The organism is Cobetia sp. MMG027 (assembly GCF_027947415.1).
In the GTDB taxonomy this organism is placed as follows: domain Bacteria; phylum Pseudomonadota; class Gammaproteobacteria; order Pseudomonadales; family Halomonadaceae; genus Cobetia; species Cobetia marina.
This window is the reverse complement of sequence record NZ_JAQJIO010000015.1, coordinates 1-18,889: the sequence shown is the minus strand read 5'-3', so window position 1 is coordinate 18,889 and position 18,889 is coordinate 1. Positions and strand designations below refer to the sequence as shown.

Genomic DNA, 18,889 nt, shown 5'->3' with positions numbered 1-18,889 from the left:
ACGATGTTGCTGACCCAAAAACGGGCGCGAGAGCCGTGGCTCCCCGCCCGTCGGGTACGTGATGCATGTCGGCGCCGCCGTTGGAGGCGGCGCGAACCTGTGACGATATGACTGGGACGTTACGGCAAGACGGGAGCCGGCGCCAGTCTCGCCTCGCCGTCACCGTCCTGCCGTCTTCGTCCGCGTCTCATCCTCCCGGCGGCTACTTGCTGACCATCTCGCCGCGCTCACCCTGGGGAATGGCATCGCCACCGTGCTGTTTGACCAGCTGCGCCATGGCCTGATCTTCACTGCTGCTCTCGGCGTCCTCGCCATCGGCCGCGCTCATCTTGTGCATCAGACGCTCTGCCAGACGCCACAGGGTGGCAGCCTCGCTGATCATCATCACCGGAATGCTGATGCCCAGACGCGCCTCCACCGCCGTCATCAGCTCGACCCCCATCAGCGAGTCGAAGCCCATGTCATAGACGCTCTTGTTGACGTCGATGGCGGCCACGTCGATCAGCAGAATCTTGCTCAGCTCGCCCTTGAGGATCTCGACGATGGCGGTCTGCAACGCCTCACCGCTCAAGCCCGCCAGGGCCGCGGCGATATCGTCCTGCTGCGCCTGACTGCCGTCATCGTCTCCGGCGCGCCGCGCGATCTCGTCAAAGCGCGGTGTTGCGGCCGTGGGCAGGAAGCGCGCCAGCGCTCCCCATTCCAGCTCCAGCACGCCCAGCGAGCGACCCGGCTGGCCGAGTGCCAGCGCCTGCTGATCCGAGACGATCATCTCGCCGAGACAGGCCAGGGCGTGATCCGCCATCAGCGCATCGCCGCCCAGACGATTCTTGAGTGCTTCGCGAGTCTTCTCGTTGCGCGCTAGGAAGCCGGCATCCTCGATCGCCCCCCAGCGGGCACAGGTGGCTGGCAGGCCACGCGCACGACGATTGGCGGCGAGCCCTTCCAGCCAGTGATTGGCTGCCACATAGACACTCTGACCGGGATTGCCGAACAGCGTGGTTGCCGAGGAGTAGAGCACGAAGAAGTCCAGCGCATGCTCGGCACTCAGGCGATCCAGCAGGCGTGCGCCCTCGAGTTTCGGGGTCATCACTCGCTGGATGCGCTCGGCGTCCAGATGGCGGATCAGCGCATCGTCGATTACCGCCGCGGCATGGATGACGCCCTTGAGCGGCGCGATGGCATCTTCCGCCTCACTGGCATCCGCCGACGTGACGAAGCGTGAGAACACGGCCGTGAGCGCCGCTTCATCAGCGACATCGCAGGCCAGCGCATGCACGCGCACGCCTTGTGCCTCGAGACGCGCGATACCTGCCTGAGCCTCGTCACTGGCAGCGCCTGAGCGCCCCAGCAATACCAGTTCACGCGCGCCTTGTGCGGCCAGCCACTCGGCGCTGCGCAGCCCGAAGCCCCCGAGGCCGCCGGTGACCAGATAGCTGGCCGCCGGGTCGAGATGGAGATCGCCGGGCAGGGCGGCCGAGGCAGAAGCCTCCAAGGCAGTCCGCGCCTCGCTCAGCGGTGCAGAGAGGGAGCGCTGGGTGACTACCACCTTGCCGATCTGACGGGCCTGCTGCATGTAGCGGAAGGCTTCCACCACCTGGCTGGCATCGAAGGTGGTGTAGGGCAGCGGTGCCAGGGTGCCATCCTCGAACAGCGCCATCATCTCGCGGAACAGACGCGTGGTCAGGCCCGGGCATTCCTTCATCAACTGATCGGAGTCGATACCGAAGTAGCTCAGGTTGTTGCGGAATGGGCGCAGCCCCATCGGGGTGTTCTCGTAGAAGTCACGCTTGCCCAGCTCACAGAAGCGCCCGAAGGGCTTGAGCACGCGCAGATTCTGGACGATGGCCTCACCGGCCAGCGAGTTGAGCACCACGTCGACACCACGTGCATCCACGCTCGGATCGCGCTGCTGGCGGGCGGCGAGGTCGGCCAGGATGTCCTCCGCGAAGCCGTGGCTGCGCGAGTCATAGACGTTCTCGATGCCCAACAGCGCCAGGAAGTCACGCTTGGCGGGCGAACCGACGGTGGCGAACACCTCGGCGCCCAGCCACTCGGCGATCTGCAGCGCCGCGATGCCCACCCCCCCGGCAGCCCCGTGAATCAGCACCTTCTCGCCGGCTTCCAGACGCGCCAGATGCTTGAGGGCGTAGTAGACGGTGAAGAAGGTGGTCGGGATGGTCGCTGCCGCTTCCAGACTGACGCCCTGAGGCACGCGGGCCAGCGCGGTATCCGCGATCACCAGGCGGTCCGAGAAGCTGGCGGGGCCGAAGCCGACCACCCGCTCACCGACCGCGAATTCGGCGTTGTCACCGGCGCGTGTCACCACACCGGAGAACTCGAGTCCCAGGCTCGGGCCGGAGAAGCCGTGCTCGATGGCTTCATCCGACAGCAGCCCGAGGGTGTACATCACGTCGCGGAAGTTGAGGCCGGTGGCCTCGACACGTACCTCGACATCACCGCGTGCCACCTCGGGGAGATGACGCGGCTGCCACTCGAGATTGCGCAGCTGGCCCGGCTGACTGAAGCCCAGACTCACGCTGCGGCGATCCTTTCTGTCTGTCTCGCTCTGGCCTGCCGCCGTCTCGTGGGACGCCTGCTCGGCGGTCATCGCGAGCCTTGCCTGTGCAGGGGCTGTCACCTGACGCAGGCGCGTCGCGAAGCGGGCGCCATTGGCATCCAGCACGACTTCCTGCTCGTGATCCGGGGCTTCGATTTCCTGTACCAGCGCGCTCATCAAGGCTGACGTGCTGACGGCGTCGCTTCCCAGTACCGGCGTGTCCAGAAGGCGGATATCCAAAGACTGGCTCTCGTTGGCCAGGCTGCGCGCAAAGCCCCAGCTGGCGGCATCGGCAGGCGCCTCGGTCGCCGTCGCATCCCCCGAGGGCGGCGACTGCCACATGGCGGCCACATCATGCGTGAGCACCCACAGGGTCGGCGCCACCAGACTGTCATCCTGTTCCTGCGCCGCCTCGAAGGCCTGGGTGATCTCGGTGAGCAGCTGCTGGCGGGCACATTGCCGGGCGTTGGTGGCAGCGGCGTCGCTGGCCTTGGCCGGCAGCGCGACCAGATGATCGACGCTCGAGAAGCGAGCGAACAGCGCCTCCGGGGTGTCTTGCAGCGGCAGCGTCACGTGCGCCACCTGATGGCCTCGCGCCTCCAGGGACTGCGACAGTGACGAGATCAGCGCCTGGTCCGCAGCCGCCTGTGGGGTATCCAGCAGCGCGATCTTCAGAGACGTCTGTGGCGCGTCTGACTGAGCGGAATCCTCGACCATCGCCTTGCTCGCGGCCAGCCACCAGGCGCCGGACATCGAGGCCGCGCTGGTATCCGTCGCCGGCAGGCTCAGGCCAAGCTGGCCGAGCAGACGCTGCCACTGGACCATGCCCGGATGACTGCGCAGCTGCTCGCCATCATCCAGTGCCAGTATCGGGCCGCTCCAGGCGGCAGGCTCGCAGCCACACAGCAGGACCTCTGCGCCGGGGGCCAGGCGCTGCACCAGCTGACTGAGCAGCTCGCGGGCCTGAGACGGCGCTTCCATGTCCAGATGCACGATGGCGACCTGTACCGGCGCCTGGGGGCTTTCCCAGCCCTCGCTGGCGGTGACATCGATCAGCGGCAGGTCTTCCTGCAGGCGCTGGGCCTCGCCGAACGCACTCTGGCTGGCGGCGAGGAAGGTGTAATCCAGCGCATCGAAAGACGGCTCACGCCGGTCGGCGAGACGCAGTGCTTCCAGTCGCTGTCCCAGCCACGGGCCACCGGCACCGAGTTCCAGCACCGACAGACGCTGGCCGGCGGGCAGTTCACCTAGGCTGCGGGCGAGACGTTGATCCAGCTGCGCGCTCAGCCACTGCCAGCCGGTATTGCCAACGGCGGTCTTGAGCAGGGTGGGGATCAACGGCTGGCGCAACTGTGCCAGCGCCGCTTCTGCGTCCTGGGTGAGGGTGTCAGTGGCGAGGCCCTCCACGCCGGAGACTTGAGCGGTAGGCGAGGCTTGCTCGGTATCATCCAACACGTCCGCCGCGGAATCTGCCTCGGCGCCATCCAACGGGGTACCGCCCAACGGTGTGCCGCCCATCGGCATGCCACGGTTGAGCCATTCGTCCAGGTGCAGATGCAGACGGCCTGCCGCATGCGTCAGCGGGAACTGCCCCGGATAGTCACGAACCAGCAGCTGCCAGATGTCGCGGGCCGCCGGCAGGTCCAGCGGGTGGATCTGCCAGTCGCCGCTCTCGCGGGATTCGGTCAGGCCCTGGGCGCTTGCCCAGTCGAGCAGCACGCGAGTGAACAGCGGGCTGCGGCGCTGCCAGCGGGACAGCGCCTCGTGATCCAGATGCGGGGCTGCCGGATCGCCCGGCGCCGCGTGGCGCATCAGTGTCTCGTGCACGCTGGCGAGCATCAGGCTGTCGAGCAGCGGCTCCAGCTCATCACGGAAGCGTTGGCTGTCTTCCAGCGGATGAGTGGTGTCGTCGCTGTGGGCAAGCTCGGGCGCCATCGCCTCGGCGACCAGCGATTCCAGCGCCAGGGCGGCGGCAGGGCGCGGACTCAACGGATGCGGCGCCGCCGTCAGGGCGATATCCAGATAATCGAGGTGGGCCGTGCCATCGCGACCCAGCCGCACGGCCCGGAAGCGCGCTTCCTCGGCAACGGCCACGGCGCGCCCGTCAGCATCGTACAGCTCGAAATCGGCACACAGCGAATGCGGGCCGCGCGAGCGCAGGACCACGCGGGCGGTAGTGATCTGTGAGGCACGTACCTGCTCACGCACCTGCAGGCGGCCGACCCGCACCGGCACGAAGGCCATGCCATCGCTGGCGGCCGTCTGGCCCTGGAGCACGCCCAGCAGCGGGATGAACAGCTGGAAGGCGCTGTCGAGCACCCCGGGGTGCAGGTGGAAGTCACCGTCCTGCATGAGCATTTCCGGGGTCAGCGCGAAGCGCGCCAGCACCTGCGGATGCGGAGTAGCACCGACGGTGTGCCTGTTGACTGCGCCTTCGCTGCCATGCTCGACCCAGATCTGCTCGGCGGCGCGGAAGTGCGGGCCGTAATGCAGGCCCAGCTGGGCGGCGGCCGCGATGTGGGCCTCGCGATCCAGGTCGGCGGCACGCGTGGGCAACGCCGGGGCGCGACGCTCCAGCAGACGGCCACGTGTGGCCGTAAAGGCGCGCGCAACCGCATGCAGGTTCCACTTGTCGGCATCTTCGGCGCGGGTCTCGCGGCTTTCCAGACGCATGGCACCGTTGCGGCTGTCGAGTGACAGGCGCGTCAGGCGCAGGGTGGTGTCATCGAGCAGCAGCGGGGCGCGAATCTCGAAGTCCTCGAGATCCAGCACGTCGGGCAGGGAATCCTCCTCCGCGCTGGCGGCCTGCCATTCGTGGGCGGCCGCCAGACACTGCTCCAGATAGCCGGCACCCGGGAAGACGGCGCTTTCGCCGACCTGGTGATCGGCCAGCCACGCGACCTTGCGGGTATCGAGCTGCGCCTCCCAGGTCAGCTGCTGCTGGGCGAGACGATAGCCGAGCAGCGGATGCACGTAATGGCGTTCCAGCAGGCGCTGGCCTTCGCTGGTGGTCTTCACCCAGCACGGCGTGCGCTGCCAGGGGTAGGTCGGCAGATCGACGAAGCGACCGGCCACCGGGAACAGACGAGTGAGATCCACCGCACCGGAGAGCAGCAGGCGGCCGCGCAGATGCTCCAGCGCTTCCAGGCCGTCATGGCGGCGTTCCAGACTGGCCAGTACCTGTCCCGCCGGCGCCTCGTCACTGCGCGCCTTGAGGACATCATTCAGATAGCTGCGCAGAATCGGATGGGCACCGATCTCGACCAGCAGACGATGACGGCCAAGGTCCGCCTCGCTGGCGGACTGCCAGCTGACCAGACGCGTGACGGCGGCCTCGAACTGCACCGGCTGACGGATGTTCTCCCACCAGTAGCTGGCGTCCAGGCGCTCGCCTTCGATCACGCTGCCGGTGACGGTGGAGAGGAAGGGAATGCGAGTGGCGCGCGGCGTCAGCCCTTCGAGGGAGGCGAGCAGGCCGTCCTTGATCGGGTCCATCGCCGGGCTGTGGAAGGCATAGTCGAGCCCCAGCACGCGGGCGAAGGTGCCCTGTGCGGAAAGCTCGGCACTCAGGGCCTCGAGCCGTTCGCGGTCGCCGGCCAGCGTGGTGCCGCGCGGGCCGTTGATGCCAGCCAGTGACAGCGAGGCCCATTGTGGCTGTTCCAGCCACTCGCACATCTCGCTCTCACCCAGCCCCACCGCCATCATCGCGCCGCTGCCGCGGGTGCGTCCCTGATGGTGGCTGCGCTGGAAGATGACGCGGGTCGCCTGCTCGAGGCTCAAGGCACCGCTGGCCCAGGCCGCCGCCACTTCGCCCACGCTGTGGCCGGTGACGGCCACCGGCTGGATGCCGCGTTCGATCAGCCATTCGGTGATCGCCACCTGCAGGGCGAACAGGGTCGGTTGGGCGATCTCGGTGGCGTCGAGGCGGTTCTCGCCGTCCTCGGCCAGGCTGCCGTCCAGTTCCTTGAGCAGCTCGAAGCCATTGAACTCGCGGAAGGCCGCATCCAGTCGGGTCAGGCAGGCGCGCACGCTGGCGGATTCCTGCATCAGGGTGCGACCCATGCCGGCCCACTGACAGCCATTGCCGGAATACACGAATACCGGCCCACGCTCACGAGTGAGGGAGGGCGCGCCGGCCGCCTTGCGCGGCGAGGCACCATTGTCACTCTCGGCGGGCAGCGGGGCGAGGCGGTCCGCCAGGGTGATGCGCGGATGATCGCCAAGCGCAGCCTCACCGCCCAGGGTCTCGAGGTCCCCGATCAGCTGTTCCAGGCTGTCGGCACTCAGCAGCGCGCCGTGCACGTGATGCTCACGGCGGGCCGCCAGGTGCCAGGCGAGGTCGTAGAGGCTCGGGGCGGCATCGTGCGCCTGCGTCTCACGCAGGTGCTCAGCCAGCTCGCGCGCCATCTGTCTGAGGGCCTCGGGGGAGCGGGCGCTCAGGCGCAGCGGCGGCGTCTGGTCGCCGTCAGTCGTCGGTTGCGCTACCGCCGGTTCGGGGGCACTTTCCAGCAGCACGTGGGCGTTGGCGCCGCCGAAGCCGAAGGAGTTGACCCCGACCACCAGACGGCCGGAGGCCTTGAGCTTGCGCGGCTGGGTGACAATGTCGAGATTCCACTCGTCGCTGCGAATCTTCGGATTCAGACGCTGGATCTTGATGGTGGCCGGCACCTCGCGGTGGGCGATCACGCCCAGCGCCTTGGCCAGCCCCGCCACGCCGGAGGCCGTCTCCAGGTGGCCCATGTTGCTCTTGATCGAGCCGATCGGCAGCGGGCTTGAGCGCTTCTGGCCGATGGCGGCACCGATGGCGCGGGTTTCCAGTGGATCACCGACGGCGGTGCCGGTGCCGTGGGCTTCGAGATAATCGATCTCGTCAGGCGTCACGCCGGCCAGTTCACAGGCGCGCTCCATCAGCTGGATCTGCGCGGCGGGGTTGGGCACGGTCAGGCCGGACTTGTAGCCATCGGTATTGACCACCGAGGAGGCGACGACGGCGAGGATGCGGTCGCCATCGGCGAGTGCCTGATCGAGATCCTTGAGCAGGAAGATGCCGCCGCCCTCGGAGCGCGCGTAGCCATCGCCCGCCTCATCGAAGACCTGACAACGGCCGGTCTTCGAGAGCATGGTGGCCTTGGAGAAGATCAGGAAGCCGTAAGGGTGCAGGTGCAGGCTGATGCCGCCGGTCAGCGCCATGTCGGTCTCGCCGCTGCGGATCGACTGGCAGGCCTGATGGAAGGCGACCAGCGACGAGGAACAGGCGGTGTCCAGCGACAGGCTCGGCCCATGCAGGTCAAAGGCATAGGACAGGCGGTTGGAGGCCACGCTGGAGGTGTTGCCGGTGGCGGTATTCGGGCCGATGGCGCTCAGGTCATCCGCCATGCGATAGGAATAGTCGAGACTCGCCACGCCCATGAAGACGCCACAGCGCGAGCCGCGCATCTTCTCGGCGGGAATGCCGGCGTGCTCGATGGCCTCCCAACTCATCTCCAGCAACATGCGCTGCTGGGGGTCCATGTTGGCGGCTTCGCGTGGGCTGATGCCGAAGAATGCCGGGTCAAAGCCCGAGATATCGCCCAGCGAGCCGGCGGCGAAGCTGTAGCTCATCCCCGGTGCCTTCTTGTCCGGGTGCAGGAGGGAGTCCTTGCTCCAGCGGTCATCGGCGACTTCGGTCACCATGTCCTTGCCGGCCAGGAGGTCGTCCCACAGAGTGGCCTGAGTGGTGCCGGGGAAACGGCTGGCAGCGCCGATGATGGCAACGCGTCGGGTCATGAGAGGCTCCTGAACTTCTGAGTCGCGGCGCTGTGGCGAGCATGACGGGCGGTCGCCTCCAGCAGCGCACTTCCTAATGTGTCGATATTGGTGACGCGCGGGTCGCCCTTGCGGCATTGCTCGTCAGTCTTGAAAGGCCCATCGCAGTCGAGGGCCCATTCCATCAGCTCCGGGTCCTCGTCGCGCACGGTCGCCATGGTCTGGCGCGCGGTGTCGTCGGATTCCGGCAGGGCGCTGGACCAGATGAAGCCATCGGTCACGCCATTGGGTTCTCCCAGGGTCGCGTAGACCTCGGGCATGATCGGTACGTGATCCCCATAGAAACACAGCAGCCCACCGCGCGGCAGTCTGGAAAGCGACGTGGTCAGCTGGCCGATCATCGCATCGGCGTTCACCAGGTGACGCAGATAGATGCCGAGCTCCTGACAGTTGTCCGGCAGATCGCCGTCATGCCACTCCGGCAGGCGAGCCGTGTCCAATGTCTCCAGATGCAGCGGCCCGTGATTCTCCATGGTGATCACCTGGATGAATAACGGGGTATCGCCCGCGGCCAGCAGACAGTCTTCCACCTTGGCGGCCACGGCGGCATCGCTGATGTACTGACCACACCTGTCGGCATCGCTGAAGTGCGCGATGTCGAGGAATTCATCGAAGCCCATGCGCTTGAGCACCTGATTGCGCAGATAGAAGGTACCCGGATACGGGTGGATGCACAGGGTGCGATAGCCCAGCGCCTTGTAGCTGGCGGCCAGGTTGGAGACATCACGCCTGGCCAGCTGATGGTAGGGGTTGAACATGTGCACGCCGAGCTGCTCGGCGGTCAGGCCGGTGAGGAAGGCCGTCTCGGTGCGCACGGTATTGGCGCCCCAGGCCGGTACGGCCAGCCGCCCGCAGGGCAGCCCCTGAGACAGGGCGGTGAAGTGACAGCGGTCCAGATTCGGCAGCAGGTCATCGCGCACCTTGGGGTAGACGCGGCGGGCATCGAAGAAGGATTCGCTCTGAACGCTCACCACGTGGGGCAGACAGCCTGGTGCAGCTTCGTTGCCGATCGCCTCCAGCGCCTCACGCGCCGTCTGCCCAGCCGCCTGCAGGGGATCGTGATCCGGCATCAGCGGGCGACGGGCCAGGCGAGCGTATGCCAACAGATAGGCGACCATGCCGCGCTCACGTAGGTCATACTCCGGGAACAGCATGATGTCTCGAGTCAGTCGATTGCCGAGCGCATAGGTCATGGCGCCGCTCGCCAGCAGCAGGGCGACCATCGGTACCAGCCAGGCGCTGGTGTCATCGGCGTAGCGCGCAGAGAACCCCATCGCGGGTTCCAGCCACAGACCCGTCCCGATCGCCAGTGCGCCGGCGCAGAGGGCGGCAATCGTCAGGCCGATGCCGAAGAAGGGGATATATAGCCGGGGATGCTTGATGGCGTCGGTGAAATACTCGAAGTCCTGGCTCAGGAAAGGCTCACGCAGCGAGACGTATTTGGTGTGACTGACCTGCAGCACCACCAGCCACAGGGCATTGACGACCACCACGGAAAACCACGGGCGTTGCGTGATCAGGGTGCAGAGCGCCCAGCTCGCGCACCAATACCCCACATGGGCGAGCTGGGCGCTCCAGGACCGGCGCCAGAAGACCACCGGTGCCGAGTCCATCTGGCGCAGGATCAGATGCTCCAGCACCAGCGTGACCAGCAGCCCTGCCAGCAGTGGCCAGACCATGAAAGACACGAACGCAATGACAAACTCCATGTAATGCCGACCTCGTTAGCGCTGCCACGGCAGCAGCGGTGTAATGTTCTGGCGCAGATCGCGACCGTCTGGAGCCCTGCCCGCGATGCCTGGCATGCGTCGGACAGGGTGGGGGTGAGGCAGCCATTCAGTGAGTGTAATTGAACCATCCCAGCAGACGCTGTGAGATACCGGCTGGCAGCACGCTGAGCCACCAGCAGCCGAAATTGAGCGGGAAGGGGAAGCTGATGCGGGCCCGGTTGCGTGCCGCACCCTTGAGAATGCGGCGTGCGGCTTGCTCGGCGGGCATCTCGAAGGGTTTGGGGCCCGGCATCGCCTCGCACATCGGGGAGGTGACATAGCCGGGCATCACCACCGTCACGCCGACCCCGAACGGCTTCAGCCAGCTTCTCAGTCCTTCCCCGTAGGCCTTCACCGCCGCCTTGCTGCCGCTGTAACTCGGCGTGAGTGCCAGGCCGTGCCAGGCGGCAAGCGAGCTGAGCAGCACCAGCTGGCCGCTGCCCCGCGCCTTCATCGCCATGGCCAGATGATGCGCCATGCCGAAGGTGCCCACCACGTTGGTCTGCAGCAGGCGACGCGCGTCTTCCCAGCGCTCGCCATTGCCCTGGGGGCCGATGTCGGTGTTCATGCCGGCATTGGCGATGGCGATGTCCGGCACTCCCTGTGCGCAGACCTCATCCAGCCAGGTGAAGAGTGTCTCTTCATCGCACAGGTTGAGTACCGTGCACTCCACCTCGGCACCCAGTGCGCGACATTCGCCGGCAATGGCATCCAGCTTGCGCTGCTTGCGACCGGTGAGGATCAGCGTGGTGCCCCGGGCGGCATAGGCACGCGCGAGCGCACCGCCTATCTCGCCGGTCGCGCCCGTGATCAGCACGCGGCGCAGGGCAGTGGCAGGACGCGAATTCTGCTGCGGTGCGCCATCCGGAGCTTGCTTTCCTTCACGCTGCTCGGTGGTCGTTGCGTCATCCCGTGCGGACGGTGCCGGGGTGTCAGGCTGCTGCGGGGGCATTGCCGTCATGATCGTCTCCCTTGAATCCCGACACTCACGGTCGGCAGTTCCCTTGCGTTGTTCATGGTCGTTCTTCTTGTGGCCCTGGGGCAGACACGCGGCCTGCCTTCGGGGGTTCCGGCTCTGCAAGGCGCCTGATGGCGCACTCATGATCAACGGTGGCATCCCTGCCAACGACGATCTCGATGTTCGGCCCGGAGGCAGGATCAGCAGCGACTCAACATCTGCTCAAGCGGCGAGCGCTCGGCACACAGTATCTTCGAGGCTCCCGTCACCGCGAGCTGCATGCCCGGCTTGCAGTAGAAGCCGCCATTGAGCTGCACGGTATGGATGACGGTGTTGCGGAAGCTGCGAAACAGTGTGGTGTCCGGCTTCTCGCCCTGAGTCCAGAACTCGTGCAGGCTGCCCTGGAAGGTCAGGCCGGGCAGGTTGAAGATCGGGTCGCCCATGCAGTAGGTCGGGCAGCGATACTGCAGCGCGACATTGCCGGTGGTGCTGTTGACGGTGATCATGCCTTTGGCATGCTGCAGCAGCGTCTCGAGATTGCCGCTTTCCAGATAGACGATGCGGCCGATCACGTCATAGCGGCGCTCGAGCTCTCGGATCAGCTTCGGGTAATCCACCAGTCCCATGTCGAGTGGGTGGTTCTTGATCACCAGGCGCGCCCCACGCGGAGCGTTCAGGGCAAAGCTCTTCATCACTCGCTGGATGACTTCCTGCATGTTGGAAAAGCGCGAATGATGACGGATCTGGGCATCGGTATTGAGCTGCAGCGGCAGCAGATAGAAGGGCGCGCCACTGTTCATCAGCTGTTCGATGCGTCCGGCATCCCGCCGCTTGTACCAGCGCATCAACGGCAGGCGCGTGGCATAGCCGCAGTATTCCTCCGCGGCATTGATGCTGTGCGGACGATAGCGCGGGAACAGCAGTGGATTGGCGGCACCGGCCAGATGATAGGTCATGTCATGACGGGCGCGCTCCCAGAAGGAGGCCTTGAAGCGCTGCGGCGTGGGCGCGTCGTCCAGTTGCCTGCCGGCCTCACGGAACCAGTCGGGATCACGCGGCAGCAGGGAGTGGCCATTGACCCCCTCGCGCTCCAGCGTCACCCAGAAGGGGCGGAAGTAGCCTTCCTCGAAGACATGGGTGCGAATCCCGAAGTATTCCGCCTTGAGCACGGCATCCCGGTGCACGGGACGACGATCCCCGAACAGCACCTGATCCGTGACGTGGTGCCTGCGCCACAGCTCGGCGATCCACTCGCCGAGGTCTTCACTCCGGCCGCGATAGGCGTAGGCCTTGTCGTGGCGCCAGTAGAAGCTGTCGCCACTGTTGAAGTTGACCTTGATGACCTCGTGTCCATCCTGCTTCAGCTTGTGGGCAAGATGCAGGAAGAAGGGCGAGCAGACCCCTTGCAACAGCAGGAAGACACGCCGCTGTCCACCACCGGGAATGCGACGCGCGACAGGTGGGGGTGTCAGCAGAGAGGAAGGCGCGTTCTGCGTGGTCGGATGCATCACCCCGATATCTTCCGACAGCTTGAACAGCGGCTGTAGCGATGCCATGCCGCGCGCTTCAGAGCCGCCCGACAGGGGAGAATGATGATTCGGCAACGCCAGACTTCCTTGTTGCATAGGTCAGTGCCTTCCAATGAATAGCGCACGATAGCCGCGGTAGAGCCTTGTTTTCCAAGGCAGGGTGATCTTGCGGGTGCCATTTCTCAGCATGGTGCGTTGTTGTTCCAGAATCGTGACAACCGTCTCGGCGTTGCAGTGATGCCCGTACACCGGGTCCACGTACAGTGGGTACTCGATCAGGGCTCCCGCCACCAGCGCATCAAGACTCAGGCGCCGTGTGCGACGTTCACAGCTGACGCGATCATGGGTCAGCCCCCAGCCGGCATAGAACGGCAGCCCGTGGGTCGTGACTTCCACTCCGCGCAACAGTGCCTCGAAGCCCGCCAGGGAACACAGCGTGTGGACATGATCGACCTGTTCGAACAGCTGGCAGATATCGCCTGATGTCAACACCAGGTCTTCTGGCGTATTCTCGCCGGACATCTCCCCGCGCCGCCCACCAGAGACAACGTCAGGATGCGGTTTGTAGATCATGTAGGCATCAGGATGCAATTCCCGCGCCGCTTCCAGAAGCTCACGGTGGGTCTTGATGCCCGGGCAGGCATGACGGATCGAGGCGTCCGACTCCACCTGGCCGACCACCAGCACGATCTCGCGCTCGCCGGCCAGGGCCCGCAGGTCCGGCAGGGCGTCATGTTCTGCATTGTACTTGCTCAGTCCCAGCGCAATGATGCGCTCCCGCAGACGACGCGCCCGCGCAAGTTCGGCGTCGTCAAGCGCGTGGTGCTCAAGCCAGTCCTCCAGCGTGCTGGCACGCTGGGCATCGAAATGCATCGCCTTGTCGTCGACGATCAGCGACAGGGGGCGGGTGAGGTCCACTCCCAGGCCGACGGAGCGCAGGAAGCCGTCTTCCATCATCCAGAGCTCGCCGCCGGCTGATCTGACCTTCTCCTGGCGCTCGGGGGGCGTGCGGCCAGCCCAGCTCAGGACCTTCTGTGGCAATGCGGAAGCAGTCGGCTGAGTGAGACGCTCCAGTGCGCGTTCAGGATGCTTCTCGAAGCGAAGTTCCGACCATGGTCCCAGGAAGAAGCCGATGAACTTCTGTTTCCATCCGGAAAACTCCAGCCCTTGCCACTGTCCTGCCATGCGTGAAGCGACTCGTTTCTGGTCTGCCAGCAGCTGAAGGACCTCCTCCAGCGAAGCGCGCTCCCCGGTGTAGGGGTTGGCATAGCGTGAATACTCGAGGTACGCCGCGGCGAAGACCTGTTCCAGACGTCGTGATTCGCCGCGGCGCTCGCATGCCTGGCGATCCTCGGTCAGCCCCCAGCCGGCATAGAAGGGCAGGCCATGACAGGTCACCGGCAAGCCGGCCAGCAGTGCCTCGAAGCCCAGCTGGCTGGTCACCACATGCACGGCATCCACCTGCTCGAACAGTGACCAGGGATTGATGTCGTCGCTGAGCAAGGTACACCCCTGTCGGCGTGCCTCTTCCACCAGATAGCCCTGCTTCTTGCCGGCGATCACATCCGGATGTGTCTTCACCCACACCTCGGCCTCCCGCTCAGCGCAGGCTTCTCTCAGCATGGCGAGAAAGGTCGCCTGCGTGGCCATGCCGCCTTCTATCGAGGCATCGCCAGATGTCTGGTCTACCACCAGCACACGCCGCGCCTTCGTTCTGGCGGGCAGCTGTCGCTCCGGCGCATGGTTGTACTTGCTCAGGCGCTGGTGGCGAAGACGCTGCATGGCAGTGCGGGCACGCATCAGAAGCGCCTCGTCCTGACGCTCAGGCGCCTCAAGAATCAGCTGCTCCAGGTCACTCGGCTGGCGGGCGTCGTAATAGATGCCCTGATGATCCACCACCATCGACATGGCGGGGTAGCCTGCACTTGCCAGCGTGAGTGAGCGCACGAAGCCATCTTCCAATGCGATATAGGGCAGCGCATGTCGCCGGGCATACGCGCGCGCCTGAGTCGCCGTTGCCTTGTGTCCCCATCCGACGACAGCGCTGGATTCAGTGCGGAAAATACTGCATACATTAGCATTTTTTGTACTACTAAAGCCGAATATCGAAGGGGAAGAAGTGGCCTTGATGGACGTTGTTTTCTGGCGAGGTAAACATGCAAAAAGTGGTGATTTTCTTACATTTTTGCCGGTCGCAGGTGGGGTGGCAGCAGCGTTTTTCGGGCGACACGAGGGGTGGTGGCATGCAGGCGAACGGCATGTCGCACCGAGAGATGCCGAGACACCGGCCTTCTTCAGTGGCAACAGCTCCGGAATGAAAGCCTCAAGGTGAGGCTGGCGCAGGATTCCACGTGAAAAGCACAGTGTCTGCCGGGAGACCCCGCAAGTCGGGGGGGGCCGGTGGTCCGGGGAGTCAGCGAGAAAGGCGCAGCGAGACTGCATGAAAAGCCACCATCCGTGTTTTTTGATTGCGCCCAGCATGCAAGATATCCGTTGCACTGAAAAAAAGTGACTACTCACTCGTGGTGATGGCGACGTCCTTGCCGCTCTTGCGGCATTACCGTTGACGCAGAGTCCGCAAATAGGGAAAGTACGCAAAGTGACGAATGAATTCAATCAAAGTCTTCGTGGATGAAACTGGTAGCAGGCAAATGATTAGTCTGAGCGTTTTGCCTCAAGTCAGTCTTATTAACTGCATGCTTTAGTGGCATGAGCTTTGCTGCTAATGTGTCCCGCTTCGATAGAGAATGTCTCCTCGCCAAGCTCGGTGGGTCATGCACCTCACGAATGAACGCGCTGAGCAGAAACGAGAAGCGGCAGGATGCCAAGGGAACATCTGTAGATGGATATCGCGCAGCACATGGATGCTGTCATTACACTCGTCGTCACGATAGGTGTGCTGGCAGGACTGATCTGGAACCGCTGGCCCGCTGAGTGGCTGATGATGGCCGCCGCCGTGCTGCTGATCCTGCTGGGTGTCATTTCTCCTACCACCTTCCTGTCCGGTTTCGCCAATCCGGGGATCATGACCATCGGCGCACTCTTCGTGGTGGCGGCCGGGGTCCAGGAGACCGGCGCGCTGCGCTGGATGCTGGAGCGTCTGCTCGGGCGTCCCACCTCACCGTCTTCCGCATTGGCACGCCTGATGCCGATCACCTCGCTGTTGAGTGCCTTCCTCAACAATACTCCCGTGGTCGCACTGTTCATCGGTCTCGTTCAGGGCTGGTGCGCGCGCATGAAGATCTCTCCCTCCCGTCTGCTGATGCCGATGAGCTACGCCGCCATTCTCGGCGGCACCTGTACCTTGATCGGCACCAGTACCAATCTGGTGGTGGATGGCCTGCTGCAGTCACAGGCCAAGCAGCACGGACTTGGCATCTTCGACATCACGGCGCTGGGGATCCCGGTACTCATCGCGGGCACGCTCTGGATGGTGCTGGTAGGCTGGCGCTTCCTGCCGCAGCGCAAGGGACTGGTCGAGCAGCTCGGCAATGGTCGCGAATACTCCGTGGCCATGCGTGTCGCCGACAAGGGCCCACTGCACGACAAGAGCATCGAAGAGGCGGGGCTTCGCAGCCTGCAGTACGGTTATCTGGCCGAGATCGAACGCTCCGGCAAGCTGCTGTCCATGGTCGGGCCTGACACCATCCTGCAGTCAGGCGATCGCCTCATCTTCGTCGGTGTGGCGGATACCGCCCATGAAGTCCGCGCCTTCCGCGGGCTCGAGAGCGATGCGGCCGGGCTGGATCTCGACCACCACCAGCGCCGCATGGTCGAAGCCGTCATCGCGCCCAGCTCACCGGTGGTCGGGGTGAGCATCAAGGAAGCACGTTTTCGTACCCGCTATCACTCCGTGGTGCTGGCTGTCTCGCGGGACGGTGAGCGCATCAACAGCAAGGTCGGGGACATCGTGCTGCGTCCCGGGGACACCCTGTTGCTGGAAGCCGCGGCCGATTTCACGCGCCTGCACCGTTACAACCGCGAATTCCTGCTGGTCAGCACCCTGGACGGCAACGGCATGCCCAACCTGACCAAGGCACCCATCGCACTCGCCATCATGAGCCTGATGATCGTCACGCATCTGGCTGGCATGGTCGAACTTGTCGAGGCCGCTGTCGCCGCCGCCATTCTGATGGTCTTCACCGGCTGCCTGCCTGCTGCCCAGGCGCGTGCCAGCATCGATGGCAGCGTGCTGGTCGTGATCGCCGCCGCCCTCGCGCTGGGCCAGGCGATGACCGATAGTGGTGCAGCCCAGATCGTGGCTGACCAGTTGATGCAGTTCGGCGGTGGCTCTCCCTTCCTGATGCTGGTGCTGGTCTATCTCACCACGACGCTTTTCACCGAGATCATCACCAACAATGCCGCCGCCGTGCTCATGTTCCCGATCGCCATGGCGGTGAGCGAGCAGATGGGCGTCTCCCTGATGCCCTATGCGATTGCCATCATGTTTGCTGCCTCAGCCAGTTTCCTCACACCGTTGGGTTATCAGACCAACCTGATGGTGATGGGGCCCGGTGGCTACAAGGTCTCGGATTACATGAAGGTCGGGCTGCCGATGAGCCTCATCGTCGGGGTGACATCCGTCGTCCTGATTCCCGTGATCTGGCCATTCACTGGTTAGACCGGGGACCCGGGAAAGCCGGTGATGGCAGGTTTCTTGCCTCTGTATCAGGCGAGGCGATGTGGCGCCGCTGGCAGGACATGGCCGAAACAATAGAACGCCGATGGCGGCACAGGCGCGTATCACCTCAGCCATCAGCGACACAATTGAACTCAGTACAAGACATCAATACGCACAGGAAGGCACATGACAGACACGACTGCGGCAAGTACCACACGCGCGATGTTGACCGCGCTCGAGTCGATTGCTCGCAAGGCCGGCGCCGCCATCATGGACATCTATGAGAGTGGCGACTTCACTGTCGACATGAAGGCGGATGACTCCCCGCTGACCACGGCAGACCGTGCGGCCCATGCCGTCATCGTCGAGGGCCTCAAGGAGATGGAGGCTGAGTTCGGCGCCACGCCGATCCTGTCCGAGGAAGATGCCGACATCCGCTGGGACGTGCGCAGCGAGTGGTCGCGTTACTGGCTGGTGGACCCGCTGGATGGCACCAAGGAATTCATCAAGCGCAATGGCGAATTCACCGTCAATATCGCGCTGATCGAGCAGGGCGTGCCGACCATGGGCGTCGTCTATGCCCCGGCCATCGAGACGCTTTATGTGGGTGCCCAACAGAGTGAGGGCCAGGCGCCCATCGCCGAGAAGCAGGTCGGCGAGGGCGAGCGCCAGGCGATTTCCGTCGCTCAGGTGCCCGGTGAGCAGGACAGCTGGCGCATCGTCGGCAGCCGCTCCCACCAGAGCGATGACTTCAAGGCCTTCGTCGCCGATTTCCATGCCTGCGATATCGTCGCCATGGGCAGCTCACTGAAGCTGTGCCTGGTGGCGGAAGGGGCGGCAGATCTCTACCCGCGCCTCGGCCCGACCTGTGAGTGGGATACCGGCGCGGCACATGCCGTCGTCGAGGCTGCCGGTGGGCAGGTGCTCAATGCCGAGACCCGCAAGGCGCTGCGTTACAACCAGCACGATAGCGTGCTGAATCCCTATTTCATCGTGTGCGCCAGACCGGCAGCCCCCTGGGCGTGATGCCCGACTGCGCGGGATGCGCCACGGCGTCACAGGACTGACGTCTGTACATGTCAGTCTGATGTCAAGGATACGTGGTCTTCTTCAGGATGTGCGGCTTCGTCTGCGAGTGAAGAGGGCAGGAACAACTAGCAGAGTGATCTCAAGGAATCTGTAATGACAGCATCGTCCACGGCTGAAAAACTCGGTATCACACCGGAACGTCAGACCCACCTCAAGCAGCTCGAGGCCGAGTCCATCCACATCATTCGTGAAGTGGCAGCCGAGTTCTCCAATCCGGTCATGCTCTACTCCATCGGCAAGGACTCCGCCGTGATGCTGCATCTGGCGCGCAAGGCCTTCGCGCCGGGCGTGCCGCCGTTCCCCCTGATGCACGTCAACACCACCTGGAAATTCCAGGAGATGATCAAGTTCCGCGATGAGATGGCCGCGGAAGTCGGCATGGAATTGATCGAGCACATCAATCAGGAAGGTGTCGAGGCGAACATCAACCCGTTCGAGCACGGCAGCGCCAAGTACACCGACATCATGAAGACCCAGTCCCTGAAGCAGGCGCTGGACAAGCATGGTTTCGATGCGGCCTTCGGCGGTGCGCGTCGTGACGAGGAAGCTTCACGCGCCAAG

General features: G+C 64.7%; 8 protein-coding genes. 3 read left to right on the top strand and 5 right to left on the bottom strand.

Annotation, left to right across the window (positions count from 1 at the left end):
* Positions 1-202 precede the first annotated feature (202 nt).
* The 5 genes from PJK54_RS17000 to PJK54_RS16980 form a co-directional block, all read right to left on the bottom strand.
* Positions 203-8,323, bottom strand: a complete 8,121-nt coding sequence (locus PJK54_RS17000; RefSeq protein ID WP_271303433.1) for a type I polyketide synthase — start codon at positions 8,321-8,323, stop codon at positions 203-205.
* Entirely contained in the window at positions 8,320-10,071 is a 1,752-nt protein-coding gene (locus tag PJK54_RS16995) for an LTA synthase family protein (protein ID WP_271303432.1), read from the bottom strand. Before PJK54_RS16995 ends, PJK54_RS17000 begins: the two co-directional genes overlap by 4 nt.
* 127 nt (positions 10,072-10,198) lie before the next feature.
* Complete coding sequence (locus PJK54_RS16990) at positions 10,199-11,092, bottom strand: SDR family NAD(P)-dependent oxidoreductase (RefSeq protein WP_271303431.1); 894 nt, start codon at positions 11,090-11,092, stop codon at positions 10,199-10,201.
* 197 nt (positions 11,093-11,289) lie between these two features.
* A complete protein-coding gene (locus PJK54_RS16985) occupies positions 11,290-12,645 on the bottom strand; it encodes a capsule biosynthesis protein (protein WP_271303430.1) in 1,356 nt (451 codons plus the stop codon).
* A gap of 72 nt (positions 12,646-12,717) precedes the next feature.
* Positions 12,718-15,060, bottom strand: coding sequence for a capsular polysaccharide biosynthesis protein (locus PJK54_RS16980; protein WP_442870692.1), 2,343 nt, complete (start codon positions 15,058-15,060; stop codon positions 12,718-12,720).
* 418 nt (positions 15,061-15,478) lie between these two features.
* Between PJK54_RS16980 and PJK54_RS16975 the strand changes: the two genes are divergently transcribed.
* From PJK54_RS16975 to cysD, 3 genes are all read left to right on the top strand, one after another.
* Positions 15,479-17,239 (top strand): SLC13 family permease, encoded by a 1,761-nt coding sequence (locus PJK54_RS16975; RefSeq protein ID WP_271303429.1) that lies wholly within the window; start codon positions 15,479-15,481, stop codon positions 17,237-17,239.
* A gap of 186 nt (positions 17,240-17,425) precedes the next feature.
* On the top strand, positions 17,426-18,265 hold the full coding sequence (gene cysQ, locus PJK54_RS16970; protein ID WP_271303428.1) for a 3'(2'),5'-bisphosphate nucleotidase CysQ: 840 nt from the start codon (positions 17,426-17,428) through the stop codon (positions 18,263-18,265).
* A gap of 156 nt (positions 18,266-18,421) precedes the next feature.
* Positions 18,422-18,889: sulfate adenylyltransferase subunit CysD (gene cysD / locus PJK54_RS16965; RefSeq protein WP_271303427.1), on the top strand; the 468-nt coding region annotated here is incomplete at its 3' end.

Excerpts from the sequence above, each read along its gene's own strand:
- PJK54_RS16985 (WP_271303430.1), bottom strand. The coding sequence starts at position 12,645 with ATGGCATCGCTACAGCCGCTGTTCAAGCTGTCGGAAGATATCGGGGTG.
- PJK54_RS16995 (WP_271303432.1), bottom strand. The coding sequence starts at position 10,071 with ATGGAGTTTGTCATTGCGTTCGTGTCTTTCATGGTCTGGCCACTGCTG.
- PJK54_RS17000 (WP_271303433.1), bottom strand. The coding sequence starts at position 8,323 with ATGACCCGACGCGTTGCCATCATCGGCGCTGCCAGCCGTTTCCCCGGC.
- PJK54_RS16990 (WP_271303431.1), bottom strand. The coding sequence starts at position 11,092 with ATGACGGCAATGCCCCCGCAGCAGCCTGACACCCCGGCACCGTCCGCA.
- PJK54_RS16980 (WP_442870692.1), bottom strand. The coding sequence starts at position 15,060 with ATGCAGTCTCGCTGCGCCTTTCTCGCTGACTCCCCGGACCACCGGCCC.
- PJK54_RS16975 (WP_271303429.1), top strand. The coding sequence starts at position 15,479 with ATGGATGCTGTCATTACACTCGTCGTCACGATAGGTGTGCTGGCAGGA.
- cysQ (WP_271303428.1), top strand. The coding sequence starts at position 17,426 with ATGACAGACACGACTGCGGCAAGTACCACACGCGCGATGTTGACCGCG.